The 20,472-nt window shown below is 68.5% G+C and carries 17 protein-coding genes; 12 read left to right on the top strand and 5 right to left on the bottom strand.

Features of this window, described 5'->3' with window-relative positions:
- Positions 1-17: 17 nt before the first annotated feature.
- Entirely contained in the window at positions 18-1,217 is a 1,200-nt protein-coding gene (locus ACIBK4_RS21985; RefSeq protein ID WP_398996614.1) for an ROK family protein, read from the bottom strand.
- 180 nt (positions 1,218-1,397) lie between these two features.
- On the opposite strand from ACIBK4_RS21985, the gene ACIBK4_RS21990 reads away from it, so the two are divergent.
- From ACIBK4_RS21990 to ACIBK4_RS22015, 6 genes are all read left to right on the top strand, one after another.
- The gene (locus ACIBK4_RS21990) at positions 1,398-3,155 is read left to right on the top strand and encodes a peptide ABC transporter substrate-binding protein (RefSeq protein ID WP_398996616.1); all 1,758 of its coding nucleotides are present in this window, start codon (positions 1,398-1,400) and stop codon (positions 3,153-3,155) included.
- A gap of 3 nt (positions 3,156-3,158) precedes the next feature.
- Positions 3,159-4,118, top strand: a complete 960-nt coding sequence (locus ACIBK4_RS21995; RefSeq protein WP_366429410.1) for an ABC transporter permease — start codon at positions 3,159-3,161, stop codon at positions 4,116-4,118.
- A gap of 26 nt (positions 4,119-4,144) precedes the next feature.
- Complete coding sequence (locus tag ACIBK4_RS22000; RefSeq protein WP_398997289.1) at positions 4,145-4,993, top strand: ABC transporter permease; 849 nt, start codon at positions 4,145-4,147, stop codon at positions 4,991-4,993.
- On the top strand, positions 4,990-6,645 hold the full coding sequence (locus ACIBK4_RS22005) for a dipeptide ABC transporter ATP-binding protein (protein ID WP_398996619.1): 1,656 nt from the start codon (positions 4,990-4,992) through the stop codon (positions 6,643-6,645). The genes ACIBK4_RS22000 and ACIBK4_RS22005 overlap by 4 nt, the downstream gene beginning before the upstream one ends.
- Positions 6,642-7,577, top strand: coding sequence for an ROK family protein (locus ACIBK4_RS22010; RefSeq protein WP_398996621.1), 936 nt, complete (start codon positions 6,642-6,644; stop codon positions 7,575-7,577). Before ACIBK4_RS22005 ends, ACIBK4_RS22010 begins: the two co-directional genes overlap by 4 nt.
- 154 nt (positions 7,578-7,731) lie before the next feature.
- A complete protein-coding gene (locus ACIBK4_RS22015; protein ID WP_398996623.1) occupies positions 7,732-9,129 on the top strand; it encodes a glycoside hydrolase family 43 protein in 1,398 nt (465 codons plus the stop codon).
- A gap of 70 nt (positions 9,130-9,199) precedes the next feature.
- Here ACIBK4_RS22015 and ACIBK4_RS22020 read toward each other — a convergent pair whose 3' ends face one another.
- Positions 9,200-10,162, bottom strand: coding sequence for an ABC transporter substrate-binding protein (locus tag ACIBK4_RS22020; RefSeq protein WP_366429406.1), 963 nt, complete (start codon positions 10,160-10,162; stop codon positions 9,200-9,202).
- Positions 10,163-10,526: 364 nt separating this feature from the next.
- Here ACIBK4_RS22020 and ACIBK4_RS22025 point away from each other — a divergent pair, with 364 nt between their 5' ends.
- Genes ACIBK4_RS22025 through ACIBK4_RS22040 form a run of 4 tightly spaced genes read left to right on the top strand, consistent with a single transcriptional unit; the run spans position 10,527 to position 14,591 of the window.
- Positions 10,527-13,040 carry an ATP-binding protein gene (locus ACIBK4_RS22025; RefSeq protein WP_398996626.1) on the top strand — a complete coding sequence of 838 codons (2,514 nt, stop codon included), beginning with the start codon at positions 10,527-10,529 and terminating at the stop codon, positions 13,038-13,040.
- Positions 13,037-13,513, top strand: a complete 477-nt coding sequence (locus ACIBK4_RS22030; protein WP_019062808.1) for a roadblock/LC7 domain-containing protein — start codon at positions 13,037-13,039, stop codon at positions 13,511-13,513. Before ACIBK4_RS22025 ends, ACIBK4_RS22030 begins: the two co-directional genes overlap by 4 nt.
- A gap of 36 nt (positions 13,514-13,549) precedes the next feature.
- On the top strand, positions 13,550-14,005 hold the full coding sequence (locus tag ACIBK4_RS22035) for a DUF742 domain-containing protein (protein ID WP_365303741.1): 456 nt from the start codon (positions 13,550-13,552) through the stop codon (positions 14,003-14,005).
- On the top strand, positions 13,992-14,591 hold the full coding sequence (locus ACIBK4_RS22040) for an ATP/GTP-binding protein (protein WP_033281460.1): 600 nt from the start codon (positions 13,992-13,994) through the stop codon (positions 14,589-14,591). The genes ACIBK4_RS22035 and ACIBK4_RS22040 overlap by 14 nt, the downstream gene beginning before the upstream one ends.
- 77 nt (positions 14,592-14,668) lie before the next feature.
- On the opposite strand, the gene ACIBK4_RS22045 is transcribed toward ACIBK4_RS22040, so the two are convergent.
- From ACIBK4_RS22045 to ACIBK4_RS22055, 3 genes are read right to left on the bottom strand one after another with little or no spacing between them, the layout of a single operon-like run.
- Positions 14,669-15,337, bottom strand: a complete 669-nt coding sequence (locus ACIBK4_RS22045) for an ABC transporter permease (RefSeq protein ID WP_366429404.1) — start codon at positions 15,335-15,337, stop codon at positions 14,669-14,671.
- Positions 15,334-16,044, bottom strand: coding sequence for an ABC transporter permease (locus ACIBK4_RS22050; RefSeq protein ID WP_033281458.1), 711 nt, complete (start codon positions 16,042-16,044; stop codon positions 15,334-15,336). The genes ACIBK4_RS22045 and ACIBK4_RS22050 overlap by 4 nt, the downstream gene beginning before the upstream one ends.
- Entirely contained in the window at positions 16,041-17,171 is a 1,131-nt protein-coding gene (locus tag ACIBK4_RS22055) for an ABC transporter ATP-binding protein (protein WP_398996630.1), read from the bottom strand. The genes ACIBK4_RS22050 and ACIBK4_RS22055 overlap by 4 nt, the downstream gene beginning before the upstream one ends.
- Before the next feature lie 244 nt (positions 17,172-17,415).
- Here ACIBK4_RS22055 and ACIBK4_RS22060 point away from each other — a divergent pair, with 244 nt between their 5' ends.
- On the top strand, positions 17,416-18,258 hold the full coding sequence (locus ACIBK4_RS22060) for a dolichyl-phosphate beta-glucosyltransferase (protein ID WP_398996632.1): 843 nt from the start codon (positions 17,416-17,418) through the stop codon (positions 18,256-18,258).
- Positions 18,255-20,405 carry an ArnT family glycosyltransferase gene (locus ACIBK4_RS22065; protein WP_398996634.1) on the top strand — a complete coding sequence of 717 codons (2,151 nt, stop codon included), beginning with the start codon at positions 18,255-18,257 and terminating at the stop codon, positions 20,403-20,405. Before ACIBK4_RS22060 ends, ACIBK4_RS22065 begins: the two co-directional genes overlap by 4 nt.
- The last annotated feature ends 67 nt before the right edge of the window (positions 20,406-20,472 follow it).

Raw genomic sequence — 20,472 nt, forward strand, 5'->3', positions numbered from 1 at the left:
CCCGCGCCCCTAAAGACCTAGCGCGTCCCCGGTTTGTCTGTGACCGTCTGCAATGCCTGCGCCAAAGCCCTCTGTAGGGCGAACTGGCCTGCGCCCACCAGGCCCGCGTCCGCACCCAGGCTCGCGCGTTCGATCACCAGGTGCTCGGTGACCAGGGGGTGGCAGCCCTCGTAGAGCTGGCTGCGTACTGCCGCTACGAAAGGTTCCAGGGTGGAGAGGATGCCGCCGAGGTACACGGCGTCGGGGTTGAAGAAGTTGACGTTGGCTGCGAGGACTTGGCCCAGGTAGCGGCCGGCCTGGCGGACTGCTCGGGTTGTCTCGGGGTGGGCGTCGGTGGCCAGGCGTACGACGTCCTCCGTGGTCGTCACGTCCAGGCCGTGGCCGCGCAGGATGCGGACCAGGGCGGCGCCCGACGCGACGGTTTCCAGGCAGCCGGTGTTGCCGCAGGAGCAAGGGGTGTCCTGGGCGGCCTCGACGCGGACGTGGGTGATCTCGCCTGCCGCGCCCGTGCCGCCGCGGTACAGGCGGCCGTCGGCGATGACGCCCGCGCCGATGCCGGTGCCGACCTTGACCATGATCGACTGGCGGCGTTCGGCGGGCTGGACGGTGTGTTCGCCCACGGCCATGCAGTTGGCGTCGTTCTCGACGGCGGCCGGGACCTCGAAGCGGTCGGTGAGCCAGTCGCGGATGGGGAACTTGTTCCAGCCGGGCATGCGGGCGGGCAGCGTGACGGTTCCGGAGGCGATGTCGACCGGGCCGGGCAGGCACAGGCCCACACCCCGGAGTCGTTCGCGCCCGTGTCGGTCGGCGAGGGCGGTGAGTGTCTCGGCGAGGCCCGGCAGCGCGGCCTCGGGGCCGTCCGCCGTGGGGAAGGGCACGGTCGAGACGTCGGTGAGGCCTCCGCCGGGGAGTACGACCCCCACGTGCGCGTGCTTCCCGCCCAGCTCGGCCGCCACCGCGAACCCGTCGCTGCCGCCCAGCCGGAGCACCTTGCGCGGGCGGCCGCCGGTGGAGGAACGCGTGCCGTGCTCGGCGACCAGCCCGAGGGACACCAGCTGGCCGACGGCGAGGGAGATCGTCGAGGGCGCGGCGCCGAGCAGTTCGGCGAGTTCGGTGCGGGTGGCGGCCTGCCCGGAGGCGAGGAGTTCGAGGACGTGCTCGGCCAGTGAGGAGACGCCCGAGCTGCTCTTCCGGCGGTGCGCACTTTTTTCAGGCATAGAGGAAGTTACTTCCGGATCGGCGATCGAGGCGACGAGCGTAAGTCACTCGGATGCCCTGTCCGCTTTTTTCAGAACAGCAGAAACAGGCTTTTTACAGCGGCACGCCTGTTTCTTCGACACCAGGAGTCGTTGACTGTCCTCACTCCCGCCTCCGCCCCTCTTTTTCCGAGGAGAACCATGTCCCCTGTTCGCACGAGACTCCTCGCCGGTGCCTCCCTGACCGCGGCCTCGCTGCTGCTCGCGGGCTGTTCCGGGTCGAGCGGCACGTCGTCGTCCGGGTCGCACGACTCGATCAACTACGCGCTGCCCGCGAACTTCACCCCGAACTGGATCCTCCCGATCGGCACCGCGGCCCACCTCAACAGCAACAACGTCGCCATCGCGAGCACGCTGTGGGAGCCGCTGATCGCCTACGACGGCTCGACCGGCAGCATGGGCTGGAACAAGAAGGGCTCGGTGGCGACCGCCGCCGACTTCGCGGCCGACAACAAGAGCGTCACGATCACCCTCGGCGACCGGCACTGGAGCGACGGGAAGCCGATCACCTCCGCCGACGTGAAGTTCTGGTTCGACCTCATCAAGGCGAACAAGGCGCAGTGGGCGGGCTACAACCCCGGCAAGGCGCCGGACAACTGGACTTCCTTCAAGACCGTGGACGCCACGCACTTCACGATCACCTTCGACAAGGCCTACAACCCGCAGTGGATGCTGGCCAACGAGTTGAGCCAGATCAACCCGCTCCCCCAGCACGTCTGGGACAAGGCCGGGGACGCCGAGAAGGACTGGACGTACCTCAACAACGCGGCCAAGAACATCAGCGGTTACGCGACGAACGCCCTGTGGAAGACGGTCAGCGGCCCGTACACCGTGAAGTCCTTCTCCACGGCCGGCAAGGTCGTCCTGACCGCCAACGCGAAGTACGACGGCGGCGAGAAGCCCGGCATCCCCACCGTGAACCTCCTCCCCTTCACGACGGCGGACGCCGAGAAGAACGCGCTGCGGTCCGGGAGCGTCGACTACGGCTACATCGAGGCGACCGACCTCGACCAGAAGGCGAGCTTCACCGCGCAGGGCTACACCGTGAAGCCGTGGTCGGGCTGGGCGATCACCTACATGCCCTACAACTTCAACAACCCTTCCATGGGTGCCGTGTTCAAGCAGCTCTACGCCCGGCAGGCCGTGCAGAAGTCCATCGACCAGAGCTCGTTGGCGAAGGTCATCTTCAACGGTACGGCGGTGCCCGGGTACGGGCCGATCCCGCAGGCGCAGACGTCGTCGTTCCTGTCGGCCACGCAGAAGTCCGACCCGTATCCGTTCTCGACCTCGGCCGCCAAGTCCCTTCTGAGCAGCCATGGTTGGAGCGAGCAGGGTGGGGTCATGACCTGCACCAGCCCGGGCACGGGTGCCGCGCAGTGCGGTGACGGGGTCGCCAAGGGGACGAAGTTCCAGATGCAGGTGCTGTCGCAGTCCGGTTCGACGGTGACCGACAACATGATGAGCGCGATCCAGTCCTCGCTCGCGAAGACCGGCATCAAGTTCTCCATCAAGACCGCGCCGGTCAACTCCGTGCTGTCGCAGACACCGCAGTGCACGGCCTCGCAGTCGATCTGCAAGTGGCAGCTGTCCTTCTTCGGTACGGCGGGCAGTTGGTACTTCCCCGCCTTCCCGACCGGTGACTCGCTCTTCCAGACGAAGGGCGGCGCGAACTTCGGCAACTACTCCAACGCGGACGTCGACAAGCTCATCTCCTCGTCCACGACGTCGAGTTCGACGAAGGAGATCCAGGAGTACAGCGCGGCTCTCGCCAAGGATCTGCCGGTGATCTGGCTGCCCGAGCCGGACTACCAGATCTCCGTCGTCAAGAACGGCCTCGGCGGCTTCTCGCAGGACCCGCTCGCCAACTTCCACCCGGCCCAGTGGAAGTGGACCAGCTGAGGCATGGACACCCTTCTGTATCTGACCCGGCGGATCGCGCAGGCGCTGGTCGTGATCCTCATCGTGACGGTCGTGGTGTTCGGTCTGCTGCACGCGCTGCCGGGGGGTCCCGCGCGCGGGATCCTCGGGCCGCAGGCCACGCCTCAGCAGATCACGCTGTTCAACCACGATCAGGGGCTCGATCGGCCGCTGCCCGTGCAGTACCTGTACTACTTGCGGCAGTTGCTGCACGGGGACCTCGGGACGTCGTACACGCTCAACGAGGCGGTGTCCCGGCTCATCGAGCAACGGCTGCCGAAGACACTGGTGTTGACCGTGTTGTCCGCGGTTCTCGGGCTGGTGCTCGCGATTCCGTTGGGCATGTGGCAGGCCGTTCGGCGGAACAAGCCGGCCGACTATGTCATCACGACCTTGAGCTTCGTCGCGTACTCGACTCCCGTGTACTTCCTGGGACTTGTGCTCGTGCTGGTCTTCACTCAGGTGTTGCGGTGGTTTCCTTCGCAGGCGCCGCAAGGGGACACCGTGGCTCAAGTCTTCGCGGATCCGGTCGCGTTGGTGCTGCCTGTGGTGACCGGGGCGGCCTCGATGGTTGCCGTGTTCAGTCGGTACATGCGGGCTTCGACGTTGGAGAATCTGTCCGAGGACTATGTGCGGACTGCTCGGGCGGGGGGTTCTCGGCAGCGGGCGATTCTTTTCAAGCACGTTTTCCGTAACTCGCTTACGCCGGTGATTGCGATGTTGGGGTATTACGTGCCGGTGTTGTTCGGGGGTGCGCTGGTTGTTGAGCAGCTGTTCAACTACCCCGGGATGGGGCTGTTGTTCTGGAGTGCGGCCCAGTCTTCGGATTACCCGGTGTTGCTGGGATGTGTGCTCGTTATTTCCGTCGCTACTGTGGTGGGGACACTGCTCGCGGATGTCGTTCAGAGGGTTGTTGATCCTCGGGTCAAGGGGGGTCGGGCGTGAGTGTTCAAAGTGCCGGCCGGTGGGGGTTGCTCGCGCAGTTCCCCGCGCCCCTGAAAGCGCGCTTCGCGCGCAATAAACTCGCTGTTGCCGGACTTCTAGTCGTCATCCTCTTTTTTCTGTTCTGCTTTGTGGGGCCGCTTCTTTACTCCACCGATCAGATACACACCGACCTCACGCAGGTCAATCTCCATCCCAGCGGAGCGCATTGGCTCGGTACCGATGCCGTTGGGCATGATGAGTTGGGGCGGCTCATGTACGGCGGGAAGGTGTCGTTGCTCGTTGGGCTGGCCGCCGGTGTGCTTGCCACCGTGATCGGGACGCTCTGGGGGGCTGTCGCCGGGTATGCGGGTGGGTGGGTCGACGCCGTGATGATGCGGGTGGTGGATGCCGGGATCGCGATTCCCGCGTTGTTCATTCTGCTCGTCGTGTCTGCCATCACCACGCCTGGTGTGCCCGGGCTGATTGTGATTCTCGGGGTGGTGTCCTGGCTGGTGCCTTCGCGGTTGGTGCGGGCGGAGACCTTGACCTTGAAAAACCGGGATTATGTGCTGACCTTGCGGGCCATCGGCGGTACGCATGGGCGGGCCATCGCTCGGCATATCCTGCCCAATTCCGTGTCTACGATCGTCGTCGCGGCCACCTTTCAAGTCGCCGACGCGATTCTGCTCGTCGCCTATGTGTCCTATCTGGGGCTGGGAGTTCAGCCGCCGTCGACCGACTGGGGCGGCATGCTCTCGGCGGGGCTGACGGCCGCCTATTCGGGGCGCTGGTGGCTGATCGTTCCGCCGGGGCTCGCGATCATTCTCGTCGTGTGTGCGTTCAACGCGATCGGTGACGGGCTTCGTGACGCGTTCGACGTGAAGGGACGGGGATGAACAGCATCCTTGAGATAGAGAATCTGGGTGTCGTCTTTTCCACCGAGAGCGGTGATGTGCCCGCCGTGCGTGGAGTTTCGCTGCGGGTCGCGCCCGGCGAGACCCTTGCCCTCGTCGGGGAGTCAGGGTCCGGGAAGTCGACCGTGGCGCTTGCCGCGCTCGGGTTGTTGCCCGGCAACTCCCGTGCTTCCGGGGGCGTTTCGGTCGGCGGTACGGATGTCGTGGGCGCCGGTGAGGCCGAACTCGCTCGGCTGCGGGGGCGTACCGCCTCGATGGTGTTCCAGGAGCCGGCCACCGCGCTGGATCCGCTGACCCGAATCGGCGAGCAGATAGCGGAAGTTGTGCGGAATCATCGGGACGTCTCCCGGCAGGAGGCGGCGGTTGAAGCCGTCGCCTTGTTGCGTCGGGTCGGGATTCCCGAGCCTGAGCGGCGGGCCTCCGCCTTTCCGTTTCAGTTGTCCGGTGGGCAGCGGCAGCGGGTTGTCATCGCCATGGCCATCGCCAACTCGCCCGGGTTGCTCGTGGCGGATGAGCCGACCACCGCGCTCGACGTCACCGTGCAGGCCGAAATCCTTGATCTGTTGCGGGCGTTGGCCGCCGACTCGGGAACCGGCGTGCTGCTGGTCACGCACAACATGGGGGTCGTCGCGGACTTCGCCGATCGGGTCGCTGTGATGCTGGAGGGGGAGGTCGTGGAGACGGGGGCGGTGGAGGACGTGTTGTTGCGGCCCACGCATGAGTACACGCGGCGATTGCTGGCCGCTGTGCCTCGGTTGGCCGTGAGTGAGCCGGTGGGTGCCGCGGTGCGTGAGCCCGCCGCCACGGCTGCTGTGGTCGAACTGCGGGATGTCAGCGTGCGGTTCGGGCGTGGGCCCCATGCCGTGCGGGCGTTGGAGGAGGTGTCCCTCACCGTGCGGGCCGGCGAGACCGTGGGGCTTGTCGGGGAGTCCGGGTCGGGGAAGTCCACTGCGGCCCGGGTGGCTCTCGGGCTCGTCGCGCCGGACTCTGGAAGTGTTTCGCTCTTCGGGGCCGATCTGCGCAAGGCGCGGGGGCGGGCCCGTCGGGCGCTGTTGGCCGGGGTCGGTGTGGTGTTGCAGGATCCGGTGGCCTCGTTGGACGCGCGGATGAGTGTCGCGGAGTGTGTGGCCGAGCCGTTGCGGGTGCACCGGCGTGGGATGGGTGCCGCCGAGCGGCGCGAGCGGGTTGCCGACGTTCTTGAACTGGTGCGGTTGCCACGGGAGTTGGCTCGGCGTGGGCCGCGTGAACTGTCCGGCGGGCAGCGGCAGCGCGTCAGTCTCGCGCGGGCCCTCGTCCTCGAACCCCGGCTGCTGGTCGCGGACGAGCCGACCAGCGCGCTGGACGTGAGTGTGCAGCAGACCGTGTTGGAAGTGATCGCCGAGTTGCAGAAGGAACTCGGGTTCGCCTGTCTCTTCGTCTCGCACGACCTCGCCGTCGTGCAGCGGTTCGCGGGGCGGGTCGTCGTGATGCGGGGCGGACGGGTCGAGGAACAGGGGCCGACCATGCGCACGTTGCTGCACCCGGAGACCGCGTACACGCGTCGGCTCATCGCCGCCGTGCCCGTACCCGATCCGGTGGTCCAACGGGAGCGCAGAGAGCGCCGGTTGGCGTTGGGGACGGGGGCCGGCGCGTGAGCGACGCTCCCCAGGTGGTCGTCGGCGTCGACATCGGCGGCACGACCACCCAGGTCGTGCTGTGCACGGACCGACTCGACGTCCTGGACCGGACGGAGGTGCCGACCCCGGCGAGTGAGGGCGGTGCTGCCATGCTCGCCGCCGCCCTCTCCGCGCTACGGCTGCTGCTGGACCGTACGCCCGCCCGGTTGCTCGGCGTCGGTGTCGGTGCGGCCGGGCTCGTGGATGTGCGGGCCGGGCGGATTCTCGTGGCGAGCGACTCCTTTCGCGACTGGGCCGGGTTCGAGGTGACGGCCGGAGTCCAACAGGCCCTGGGCGTACCGGCGTTCCTCGACAACGACGTCAACGCGTTTCTGCGCGGGGAAGTGGCACGAGGTGCGGTCGCGGGTGAGGAGAACGTGCTCGGGATGACCCTCGGCACCGGCGTGGGCGGCGCACTGTGGCTGAATGGCGCCCTTTACGACGGGCCGCGCGGGGCCGCGGGCGAGATCGGCCACGTGCCCGGGTTCGGTGAACTGCCGTGTACGTGTGGGGGACGAGGGCATCTGGAGACGCTGGCCTCGGGGCGGTCGATCGCCGCGCGGTACGAGGAGCGGACGGGGCGTCGGCGGACCGCCCGTGAGGTCGCCGAGGCGGCCCGGCTCGGTGATCCGGACGCGGGTGCCGTGTACGCGGCGGTGGGGCAAGGAGTCGCCCGTGCGCTGCTGATCACGGCGGGGCTGCTGGATGTCACGACCTGCGTGATCGGCGGGGGTGTCAGCCGCTCGTGGGCGCTGGTCGAGGCCGCCGTACAGGAGACGTTGGCGCTGGAGCCGCCGGTGAGTGGTCATCCGGTGCGGGTGTTGCCGGCACTGCTGGGCGGGGACGCGGTGGCGATCGGGGCTGCGGCCCGGGCGCGGGCGGAACTGCCGATCCACACAGGAGGCTCGTAGCGGACACCTACGTGAACGACGAGAACCGGCCAAGCACGACCGTGTGATTGACGCGCACACGCCTCATCTCTACCTTCTGATCGACTTACCGAACCCCGTTCGATAAGTCGAACGACAGGAAGTATCGGGCCGCTCGTCACCCCCTGGAGAACACATGGCCGTCCCCCCTCTCCCCCACCCGTCCCGCCGGCTCTTCCTCGGCATGGCCGCGACCGTGCCGCTCGCGGCCACCGGCGCGCTCACGCTCGGCGCGGGCAGCGCGCAGGCCGCGACCAACTCGGCTTACGTCATGTGCTACTTCACCGAGTCGCCGACGTTCCTGGGCGCCAACTACGGCCTGCACCTGGCCGTCAGCCCCGACGGTCTGCAGTGGACCCCGCTCAACCAGAACGCCCCCGTCGCGACCCCCACCGCGGGCTCCCTGGGCCTGCGCGACCCGTTCATCCTGCGCAAGCAGGACGGCACGTTCGTGGTCCTCGCGACCGACCTCAACGGCACCGACTGGTCGTACGTCAGCCAGTACATCCATGTCTGGGACTCCGCCGATCTGCGTACCTTCACCGGGTACCGGCGGATGAAGGTGCACGACCTGGACACCCACGCCTGGGCGCCGGAGTCGTTCTGGGACGCGGGGCGCGGGCAGTACGGGGTGATCTACTCGGCCGTCAACGACAGCGGCCACAACGTCATCATGGTCAACTACACCAGCGACTTCGTGACCGCCGGTGATCCGCAGGTGTTCTTCGACCCCGGGTACGACGTCATCGACGGTGACCTCGCCGTGGGTGTGAACGGGGTCAACTACCTCTACTTCAAGAAGAATTCGACGCTGGTCGGTGCCCGCTCCAACTCACTGGACCCGGGTAGTTTCACCGAGTTCAGCACGGCGGTCTCGCACAACGGCACCGAGGCGCCGACGTTGGTCAAGTCCCTTGCGTCGAGCGGTACTTGGTTCCTTTGGGGTGATACCTGGGATCCGAACGGTGTCTTCTACGCCTGGCAGTCCAGCAGTCTCGCCGCCGGTACCTGGACGGCCGTCGACCAGAAGCTCTACACCCAGCCGCTCAACTCCAAGCACTGCGGCATCCAGCCGATCACCACGGCCGAGTACAACAACCTCATCGCCAAGTGGGGCACTCCGGCCTGGAACCGGCTCAAGTCCTACAACTATCCGGCGCGTTACGTCCGGCACTCGAATTTCGTCGGGCGGATCGACGAGTACGCCTTCGACCCGTACACCGACTCGCAGTGGACCCTGGTGCCGGGTCTCGCGGACTCGACCGGGGTGTCCTTCCAGTCGGTCAACTACCCGACCCGGTATCTGCGGCACTACGACTACGCGCTCCAACTCGACGTGAACGACGGCACGTCGACGTTCGCCGGGGACGCGACGTTCTACCGGACCGCGGGGCTCGCGGACTCCTCCTGGGCGTCGTTCCGGTCGTACAACAATCCGACGCGCTACATCCGGCACTCCAACTACGTCCTGCGGATCGACCCGATCTCCACGGCCACGGATCAGCAGGACGCGACGTTCTACGTCGGGTACTGAAGCCCGACGGACACGCCGACGCGGGTGTCTCCCGGAGAAACGGAGGCACCCGCGTCGGTGTCGGAGGAGGTCAGCTCAGGCCGGCCGTCTTCAGCCAGGCCTTCGCGACGTCCAGCGGGTCCTTGTTCTGGGACTGCACCTGGGTGTCGAGGTCCAGCAGGGTCGCCGTGTCGAGCTTCGCGGAGACCGCGTTCAACGCTGCTACGCCGGCCGCGGAGAGGCCGCTCTTGTAGACGAGGGGCTGCACGTTCTCGAAACCGAAGAGCTTCTTCGGGTCCTGGAGCGTGACGTGCTTCTCCTTGACGATGGTCGGGTCCGTGCTGAAGAGGTCGGCCGCCTGCACCGTGTTCTTCTTCAGCGCGGCCGCCGTCAGCGGGCCGCCCGCGTCCAGCGCCTTGAAGGACTTGAACTCCAGGCCGTAGACGGACTTCAGGCCCAGCAGGCCCTGCTGCCGGGTCTGGAACTCCGGCGAGGCGCCGATGACCAGGTCCTTCGCGATGGACTTGAGGTCCGCGATGGAGGAGTCGGACGTGAGGTTGTACTTCTTCGCGGTCTCCGCGTTGAGCGTGACCGTGTCCTTGTCCTCCGCGGCCGCCGGGTCCAGCAGCGTCAGCTTGGTGTCCAGCTTGGCGTTGATCGCGGCCGTGGTCGCGGCGAGGGTCGCCGGGGTGGCCTTCGGGTCGAGGTAGGCCAGCAGCGCGCCGTTGTACTCGGGCAGCACGGTGATCGTGCCGTTCTTGAGCAGGCCGTAGGTCGTCTCACGGCTGCCGATGTTCGGCTTGTAAGTGACCTTGACGCCCTTGGCCTTGAGGGCCTCGCCGTAGATGTCGGCGATCAGGATGCTCTCGGCGAAGTTGTTGGAGCCGACGACGACGGTGTCGCCGCTCGCCTTGCCGCCCGAGAGGGGGTTGTCGGACTTGCTGTCGGAGGACGAACCACATCCCGTGACAAGCGCAGCCGTCGCGGCGAGCGCGATGGCGGCCGCGCCGGGGTACCTAGTGCTGGACCAGCTGTTCTTCGCTTTAGAAGTCACAATTCCCGTTCCGGGCTCGGATGTTGGCACAGGCGTGCAGGCATGGCGGTGGCGTCGACGCGCGGGGCGTGAACGCCGCACTCCGCTGATCCAATCCAGCCGGTTCTTGGTCAGTCAAGAGAACTCTGGTCACCGATTGGCCTCAATGGGTGCCCAGTTGTGAAGGCAACGTAAACAGACCGGTCACGAACACAGGCGCTTTGTAATTGATTCTTGACGTAGGGCGACGCACTTGATCGTTCAAAGAGGCGGTAGTCTCCCCGGAGTTGGCGTCGGTCACAGCGGTGTGCGGGGGCCGCTTGGATCAAAAACAGTCACGCGCGTCGCTACGTGTTCCGTGACAACACCCCACGAAGGAGGCCTGGTGTCCATACGGGGCTTCGCAGACCGTTGGCCCTTCAGGCGCAAGCTCAATCTGCTGGTCGGCGTGCCGCTCGCGGTGGTCGCGGCGCTGCTGGCGTATCTCATCTCGGACGAGATCGGGCAGTCGACGGATGCGAGCGACGCGGCCCAACTCGTCCGCGACAGCGGGCAGGTCGCCAGGCTGGTGAACCTCGTGGAGGCGGAGCACCAGCAGGCCATCCTGCTCTCCGTCCGTTTCGAGGCCACCAACGACGGCGGCACCCCCTCGCAGAGCGCCTACCGGGCCGCCCAGTTGGCCGTGGACAAGCAGGTCGACAAGGTGCGCGACACCTTCGGCGACCGGTTGCCGGCCAGCGAGGCCCAGGCCCTGAAGGAGATCAACGGCCTGGAGACGCTGCGCGACACCGTCGAGCAGAGCTATCTGCCCGCCGACAACATCGACCCGGCGTACACCAGCGCCTCCGACGGTCTGATCGACGGGCTCGACCTCGAACACAACGCGAACCTCGCCACCACCTTCACCGGCAACCTGCTGGACTCCGTGCTGCGGGCCGATGCCGCCCACAGCTCGTTCGAGACCAGCGTGTTCTCCGCGACGACCGGTGACAGCAACGCGCTCATCGAGTTCAACAACGCGGTCGGCTCCTACGACCTCTACACCTACCAGGCCGCCAGGTTCGCCCGGTTCGCCACCGAGGACCAGGCCGACCAGCTCTCCGGCATCGAGCACACCCCGGCGCAGCGGCTGATCGCCGAGGCCTACGCCGAGCTGCAGATCGACCCCAGCGGGCTGCAGGCGGAGTCGCCCGGCGCCATCCGCAAGGCCTTCGCGGACGCCATGAGCGACTACCCCTCCTACCCGCAGCAGGCCGCGAGCCGGCTGAAGATCACCACCTCGCTCATCGGCCAGATCGCCACCCACGCCGACAGCGCGTCCAGCTCCGCCTCCTGGCGCGCCGGGCTGCTGCTGAACCTCTCGCTGCTCGCCTTCGCGCTGTGGATCGCCTTCGTGGTGATCGTGCGCCGCTCGGTGGTCCGTCCGGTGCAGGCCCTCACGGGCGCCGCCAAGCAGGTCGCCGAGGTCGCGGGCCGTGAGCTGGCTCGTGTGGCCGACGACGACGCCGAGGACGACGGACCGCCGCTGCTGCGGGACATGCCGGTCACCGCGAAGGACGAGATCGGCGACCTCGCCGAGGCCTTCAACCATGTGCAGACCACGGCCGCCGCGCTGCTGGCCCGCCAGGTGGTCAGCCGCCGCAACGTCGCCGAGATGTTCGGCAACGTCGGCCGCCGCGTCAGCAACCTGACGACCCGTCAACTCGCCCTGATCGACGCGGTGGAGCGCGGCGAGACCGACCCGGCACTGCTGGAACGCCTCTACTCCATCGACCACATCGCCGTCCGTCTGCGCCGCAACGCGGACAGCCTGATGCTGCTCGCCGGCATCCGCGAGACCGTGCTGGACGGCGGACCCACCGAGCTCACCAACGTCGTACGGGCCGCGCTCGGCCAGATCGAGGGCTTCCAGCGGGTGAGTCTGCGGGCCGTCACCGAGGTCATGGTGGAGCCCGACATCATCGGCGACCTCACGCTGATGGTGGCCGAACTCCTGGAGAACGCGGTCTCGTTCTCGCCTGCGGGCAGCCCCGTCGAGGTGGTCGTACGGACCGACGGCGACGACGCGCTGATCGTCGTCGCGGACCACGGACTCGGGATGAGCGCCGACCGGATCGCCGAGGAGAACGCCCGGCTGATCCGCCGTGAGCGTCTCGACCTGGTGCCGACGAAGGTGCTGGGCCTGTTCGTGGTCGGCACGCTCGCCCGCCGCTGGGACATCGACGTCACCCTCGCCCGCACGCCCGGCGGTGGTGTGACGGCGGAGATCACCATCCCGGCGACCCTGTTGCTGCGCATGAGCGCGCTGGCCTCCACCGGTCCGGCCGCCCACACCGGTTACACGGAGTTGGGGTCGGGCGCCGGGTCAACTGCCGTGGCGGACAAGGCTCTTGTGCCCTCCGCCGCCGCGAACCCCGATCCGCGTCCGGCGCCCTCCTGGGCCACCTCGGACTCCGGTCCGCGCCCGGCGATCACTCTGAGCAGGCCCGAGCCGACCGGGTCCGAGCACATGCGCGCCGACGACGAGCCCACCCCGCTCCCCCGCCGGGTCTCCCGGTACGAGTCGCCCCCCGCAGCGGCCCCGGCGGAACCGGCGCGCACGTACTCCCCGGCGGACGAGTCCGCCGACGCCCCCGACAACGCCCCCGGGGGCTCCCGGCCGCTGCGGCGCCGGGTCAGGGGTGCCACCCTTCGTACGGGCGCCGACGCCGCCGCCCAGCAAGCCGCACGGCAGGCCCCCCGGCCCGCCGACGCGGACGCCGTCCGCTCGGCCCTCGAAGAGTTCGAGGCCGCCGTAGAACAGGCGCATCGCGACAGTGACACCCTCACGGGGCTGCGCGCGCCGGACGCGAACCACCCGCACGACCAGAACCACCTCCCGAAAGGAGCGGAGCAGTGAGTACGTCGACAGGTGACACTCCCACGGGGGGCACCACGCCGGCCGATCTGCAGGCAGCCGCGGCCGATTTCAACTGGCTGCTCAACCGTTTCGCGACGGAGACCGCGGGTGTCGTCGACGCCATCGCGGTGTCCTCCGACGGCCTGCTGATCGCCGTGGCCGAACTGCGTGAACACGCCCACTCGGAGCGGCTCGGGGCCATCGTCTCCGGCATCACCAGCCTCGCCGCCGGAGCCTCCGGCAACTACGGTCTCGGTGGCCTGAACAAGGTCATCATCGACCTGGAGGGCGGTCACGTCCTCGTCTCCGCGATCGGCAGCGGCGCCGTCCTCGGCGTCGTCACCGACAAGGAGGCCAAGCTCGGCAACATCGCCTACGAGATGACGCTGTTCGCCAACCGTGCCGGTTCCGCGCTCAACCCCCAGCTGGTGCTCCAGCTGAAGAACAGCGTCGGCGCCGCTTCGGCTCGGTGACCGGTCCCCGACCGGTCGAGAGAGGAACAGCCACTCATGCCCGACGGCCGCACTCCGAGCGGTGCCGGCGCGGACGGGGCCACACCCCCGGGTCGCGATCCGGTGCGCACGCCTTCCGCCGTACGGCCGTTCCTGGTCACCGCGGGCCGGGTGGCGGGCGCGGACGCCGCCGCCTCCGGCCGGCCGATCCCGGTCGAGACCCAGGTGGTGGCCACGGCCGCCGGGCTGGAAGTGCTCGACCGGCTCTCCTTCGAGCAGCACGACATCGTCGCCGCGTGCCGGCAGCCGCAGTCCCTCGCGGAGATCGCGGCCCGGCTGCGGCTGCACCTGAACGTGGTGCGGGTGCTCGCCGAAGACCTGCGTGCCGCCGGGCAGTTGACGGTGCACGTGCCCAACTCCGACATCACCCATGACGCAACCGTCCTGCGAAGGGTCATCGATGGCCTCCGCGCCATCCCCAACTCCCGGGGAGTACTCCGTGACACCGACTGAACCGGTCGCCCGCGGTGCGGCTGCGCAGACCGTCGTACGACCGCCGCTGCCGGTCAAGATGGTCGTCGCGGGCGGCTTCGGCGTGGGCAAGACCACCACGGTGGGCGCGATCTCCGAGATCGAGCCGCTCACCACCGAGGCCGCCATCACCGAGGTCGCGGCGGGCGTGGACGACCTGTCCCACACCCCGCGCAAGACCACCACCACGGTGGCGATGGACTTCGGCTGCATCACCATCGACCCGACGCTGAAGCTGTATCTGTTCGGTACGCCCGGGCAGGACCGGTTCGGCTTCATGTGGGACGACATCGTGGAGGGCGCGGTCGGCGGCCTCGTCATCGTCGACACCCGGCGCCTCGACGACTGCTACGCGGCGGTCGACTACTTCGAGCACAAGCAGATCCCGTTCGCGGTCGCCCTGAACGCCTTCGACGGCAAGATCGAGCACTCCCTCGACGAGGTCCGCTGGGCCCTGGACGTCAACGAACGCGTCCCGGTCCTCGCCTTCGACGCCCGCGAACGCGGCTCGGTGCGGGACGCGTTGCTGGTCGTGCTGGAGCTGGCGCTGGCGCGCACGGAGAACTGACGGCAGCGGAAAGGGAGATGGGGAGGACCGTCGCGGGTCCTCCCCATCTCCCTTTGCGTGTACGGGTGTTCAGTGGCTCAGTTGCTCCTACGGACCCCGGGTGACACCGCGAGCCGTGCGATGCCCCAGAAGACGCCGAGCGTGATCAGCGCCATGCCGGCGACCAGGGTGGCGCCGCCGACGACCTTCTCGTAGTTCTTCTGGTAGAGGCCGTCGATGATGTAGCGGCCGAGGCCGCCGAGGCTGACGTAGGCCGCGATGGTGGCCGTGGAGACGATCTGGATGGCGGCCGAGCGCAGGCCGCTGAGGATCAGCGGGAGGGCGACCGGGAGTTCCACCTGGAACAGGACGCTCGTCTCGTTCATGCCCATGCCGCGGGCCGCGTCGACCGGGGACGGGTCGACGGAGCGCATCGCCTCGTACGTGGTGACCAGGATCGGCGGTACGGCGAGGACGACCAGCGGGATCATCACCGGGACCAGGCCGAAGCCGATCAGCACGAACATCAGCACCAGCAGCCCGAAGCTCGGCAGGGCGCGGGCGGCGGTGGCGATGAGCGAGAGGGTGTTGCCGCCGCGTCCGGTGTGGCCGGTCAGCAGACCGATGGGGAGGCCGATGGCGGAGGCGATGGCGAGCGCGATCAGCGAGTACCGGACGTGCTCGACGAGCCGGGTGGGGATGCCGTCGTAGCCGTGCCAGTGACTGCTGTCGCTGAAGAACAGGTTGATGTAGTGGAGTACGTTCACCGGGCTGCGTCCTCCAGTACGGGTTCGGCCGGTTCCGGCCGGTCCTCGGCGGGGCGGGCCTTGCGGGTGCCGCGCGGCATCCAGGGCGTGAGGAGCAGCCGTACGCCGACCAGGACGGCGTCCACGACGATGGCGAGGACGGCCGTGGTGATCACGGAGAGCCAGATCAGGCGTGGCTGGTGGTAGATCTGGCCGTCGTTCAGCAGGTTGCCGAGGGCTCCCTGGTTGCCGATCAGCATGCCGACGCTGACGAGGGAGATGCTGGACACGGTCGCCACCCGCAGCCCGGCGATGATCGCGGGCACGGCGATCGGCAACTGCACCTGGAGATACCGGCGTACGGGCCCGAGGCCCATCGCGGTGGCCGCGTCCAGGGTCTCCTGGGGCACCGAGCGGACGCCGTCCACGATCGCCGGGACGAACACCACGAGGCTGTAGACGCCGAGCGGGATCATCACGGTGGTCTCGGTCTGGCCGGTGTAGTCGATGAGGACGACGAAGAACGCCAGCGAGGGAATCGCGTAGAGCACGGTCGTCACCCAGAGCACCGGCGGGTACAACCAGCGCAGCCGCACGCAGAGTTGGGCGATGGGCAGCGCGACCACCAGGCCGACGAGGACCGGGATGACGGCCTCGCGCAGGTGCAGGCCGATCAGGCCGAGGTAGCTGTTCTGGAGGTCGCTGGGGATGCGGAACCAGTCGTTCATCCGAGGGCCTTCGTGCCGTCGCGGCCCGCCGCGTGGGCGCTGCGGATCGCCTCGCCCACCGCCCCCTGCGACACGACACCGACCACGCGCCCGGTGCCGTCCACGCCGACCGCCCACCCGGTCGGCGACAGCACCGCCCCGTCCAGCGCGGCCCGCAGCGAGTCCTTGCCGGCTTCGAACGGGCGGCCGTAGGCGAGGAGTTGGGCGGTGTCGACGGCTCCGGCGGTCAGCGCGCCGGGCTCGCTCCAGCCGAGCGGCCTGCCGTCCAGGTCGGTGACGAGGAGGTACGGCACGTCGGGGGTGGTGCGTTCGGCGATCTGCTCGGCGGTGGAGTCGACGGCGACGATGGGGGACGTCTTGAGGTCGAGGCCCGCCGAGGAGAAGAAGGAGAGGCGGCGGATGCCCCGGTCGGTGCCGAGGAAGTCCTCCACGAAAGCGTCCGCCGGGTCGGACAACAGCTCGGCGGGCGGGGCGAATTGGGCGAGCTTGCCGCCGGTGCGCAGCACCGCGACCATCGTGCCGAGCTTGATCGCCTCGTCGATGTCGTGGGTGACGAAGACGATGGTCTTGCCCAACTCCTCCTGGAGGCGCAGGAGTTCGTCCTGAAGACCCTTGCGGACGACGGGGTCGACGGCGGAGAACGGCTCGTCCATCAGCAGCACCGGCGGGTCTGCGGCGAGAGCGCGGGCGACACCGACGCGCTGCTGCTGGCCGCCGGAGAGCTGGTACGGGTACCGCTTGGCCAGCGAGCTGTCGAGGCCCACCCGCGCCATGAGTTCGGTGGCCCGCGCCCTGGCCTTCTCCTTGCCCCAGCCGAGCATGCGGGGCACGGTCGCGATGTTGTCGACGATCGTGCGGTGCTGGAAGAGCCCGGCGTTCTGGATGACGTAACCCATGGACCGGCGCAGCGTGTTGACCGGCTGCTTGGTGATGTCCGCGCCGTCCAGGGAGATCGTGCCCTCGCTGGGGTCGATCATCCGGTTGATCATGCGCAGGGTGGTCGTCTTGCCGCAGCCGGAGGGGCCGACGAGGACGGTGATCGAGCGGTCCGGTATGTCCAAGGACAGTTGGTCGACCGCCACCGTGCCGTCCGGGTACCGCTTGGTGACTGAATCTATCCGTATCAAAACGCCGAATACCCTTCGGATGTGGCAGAAACTGCCCGTTCCTGACCGCTGTCTCTGGCCGTTGAGGGGAGAGTCTAGACGGCTTGTGTTGCGGGAACTTGGCGGGCACCTGAGGGCTTTTCGGTGCCGTTGTCTAGGGGTTCGACGCGGATCGACTGTGCCCTTCCTGTGAGTCCGCTGATTCTCATCGACCGTTCAGCGAAGGCACAGGAACGCCCTAGCCAGGGCCCGGAAAGTCACCGTCATGAACGAACAGAACGCGGGAGGCGTCCGGCAGCGGTCGGTCGAGATCGTGGTGCCGGTGTACAACGAGGCGCACGTCCTCGCCGGCAGTGTCGGCCGTCTCCACGCATACCTCGAAACGTCCTTCCCGTTCCCGTTCACGATCACCGTGGCGGACAACGCGAGCACCGACTCCACCTGGGAGGAGGCGCTCGCCCTCACCCAGCGGCTGCCGCACGTGCACGCCGTGCACCTCGACGCCAAGGGCCGGGGCCGCGCGCTGAAGCACGTGTGGAGTCGCTCCGGAGCGGACGTGGTCGCGTACATGGACGTCGACCTGTCCACCGGCCTCGAAGGGTTCCTGCCCCTGGTCGCTCCCCTTCTCTCCGGCCACAGCGACGTGGCGATCGGCAGCCGGCTGCACCGGCAGTCGGCCGTACGGCGCGGCGCCAAGCGGGAGTTCATCTCCCGCTCCTACAACCTCCTCCTCAAGGCAGGGCTCGCGGCCCGCTTCTCGGACGCGCAGTGCGGTTTCAAGGCCGTCCGCACCGACGTGTTCCTGGCGCTCGCCCCGCACATCGAGGACACCGCCTGGTTCTTCGACACCGAACTCCTCGTCCTCGCTCAGCGCAACAAGCTCCGTATCCACGAGGTCCCGGTCGACTGGACCGACGACCCCGACAGCCGTGTCGACATCGTCCGCACCGCCCTCGACGACCTCAAGGGCATGCGCCGCATGTTCAAGAAGTCCGTCACCGGCCGCGCCCGCATCGCCGCCGTACCCCGCCGCACCCGCACCACCACCCCTGTCCTGCCCGTCGGGGCGCCCGCCTCTTCCGCGGAACACCTGGAGTACGCGTCATGACGACCCTCGCCCCGCCCCCCAGTCAGGAGAGCGCCCGCCGCTCGCACCGCGCGGGCCCGCCCGCCGACGGCGGCCTCAACTCCCGTGCCAGAAGGCTCTTCACGGGCCCGGAGGACGACCCGCGCTGGGCCCGCCCGGCCCTGTGGGCGATCCTGCTCCTCGCCACTGCCCTCTACGCCTGGAACCTCACCTCGATCACCGGCAACACCTTCTACGACGCGGCCGTCTACAGCGGCACCAAGAGCTGGAAGGCGTTCTTCTTCGGCGCGCTCGACTCCGGCAGCTTCATCACGGTCGACAAGCCACCGTTCGCCCTGTGGGTGATGGGCCTCTCCGCCCGCGTATTCGGTTACGGCACCTGGCAGTTGATGCTGCCGATGGTCGCGGCGGGCACGGGTTCGGTCGCCCTCCTCTACCGCCAGGTGAAGCGGGACTTCGGAGCGGTGGCGGGCACGATCTCGGCGATCGTCCTCACCCTCACCCCGATCACGGTCGCCATCACGCGGGACACCAACCCGGACCCGATCCTCGTCCTGCTGATGATGCTCGGCGCCGCGGCCCTCATGAAGGCGGTCCGCAACGGCAAGTTGATGCCGCTGGTCTGGTCGGCGGTCGCGATCGGCTTCGCGTTCAACACCAAGATGATGCAGGCGTACGTCGTCCTGCCCGCGTTCTTCCTCGTCTACCTCTGGGCCACGAACGTCTCCCTCGGCAAGCGCATCCGCAACCTCGCCGTCGCCACCGTCGCGCTGGTCGTCTCCAGCGCCTGGTGGATGGTGATCGTCGACCTGATCCCCGCGTCCTCCCGCCCCTACATCGGCGGCTCCACCGACAACACGGTGTGGGACCTGGTCATCGGCTACAACGGCTTCGGCCGCATCTTCGGCGCCAGCTCCTCGGTCGGCTCGCAGGGCAACGGGGCGTCGTTCGGCGGCAGTTCGGGCCTGTACCGGATGTTCAACGAGATCATGGGCGGCCAGATCTCCTGGCTGATCCCCTTCGCGGCGATCGCCCTCGTCGGCGGCCTGGTCCTGCGCGGCCGCGCTCCCCGCACGGACGCCAAGCGTGCCGCGCTGATGCTCTGGGGCGGCTGGTTCGTCCTCCACTTCCTGACGTTCTCGCTCGCCGAGGGCACGTTCCACCCGTACTACGTCACCGCCATGGCACCCGGTATCGCGGCCCTGGCCGGTGCAGGCGGGGTCCTGCTCTACCGCGCCTTCCGTGAGGGTTCGGCGGCCAAGTGGGCCTGGGTCCTCCCGGCGGCGATCGCGGCCAGCTCCATCTGGGCGGTCGTCCTGCTCCAGCGGGTCTCCGGCTCCGGCACGGTGTACACGGTCGCGGAGATCGTGGTCGCCGCGGCAGGCATTGCTTCTGTCCTGGGCCTGCTGGTGGGCCGGTTCACCAAGCGCCACCGCCTGATGGGCTTCGCGGCGTTGGCGGCAGTCGTCGCCCTGCTCGCCGGTCCCGCGGCCTACTCGGTCTCGGCGGCGACATCTTCGACCAACGGCACGAACCCGACGGCCGGTCCGAGCACGGGCGGCGGCATGGGTGGCGGCGGCGGTGGCGGTATGGGCGGCGCGCCGAGCGGCACCAAGTCCGGTACGAAGCCCAGTGGTTCGGCCCCGTCCGGCACCCGGCCCTCGGGCACTGGTTCGGCGCCTTCGTCCAGCTCGAACTCCTCCACCTCCTCGAACTCCTCCACTTCCTCGGAGTCCGGTTCCGAGTCCGGTACGCAGCAGGCCGGTGGCGGTGGCGGTATGGGCGGCGGCACCCAGGTCTCGTCCGAGATGATCGCCTACCTCAAGAAGCACCAGGACGGGGCGACTTGGCTGCTGGCGGTCTCCACCGACCAGACGGCGTCCTCGATCATCCTGGAGTCGGGTCAGCCCGTGATCTCCATGGGCGGCTGGTCCGGCAGCGACAACGCGATGACCCTCGCCAAGCTCAAGTCCCTGGTGAAGTCAGGCAAGTTGCACTACATCATCGTCAGCAGCGACGGCGGCCAGGGCACCAACTCCGCGATCACGGCCTGGGTCAAGGCCCACGGCACGGCGGTCAAGTCCTCGGCGTACAGCTCCAGTTCATCGAGCTCCTCTTCCTCGACGAGCAGCGGCCTGTACCGCCTGGACGCCTCCGACGTCAGCTGATCCACCAGCCACATTTCCCGACAGGAAGGGCCGCCGGCAACCCGGCGGCCCTTCCGCTTGTCGTGGG

It is taken from the genome of Streptomyces sp. NPDC050528 (assembly GCF_044457795.1).
In the GTDB taxonomy this organism is placed as follows: Bacteria; Actinomycetota; Actinomycetes; order Streptomycetales; family Streptomycetaceae; genus Streptomyces.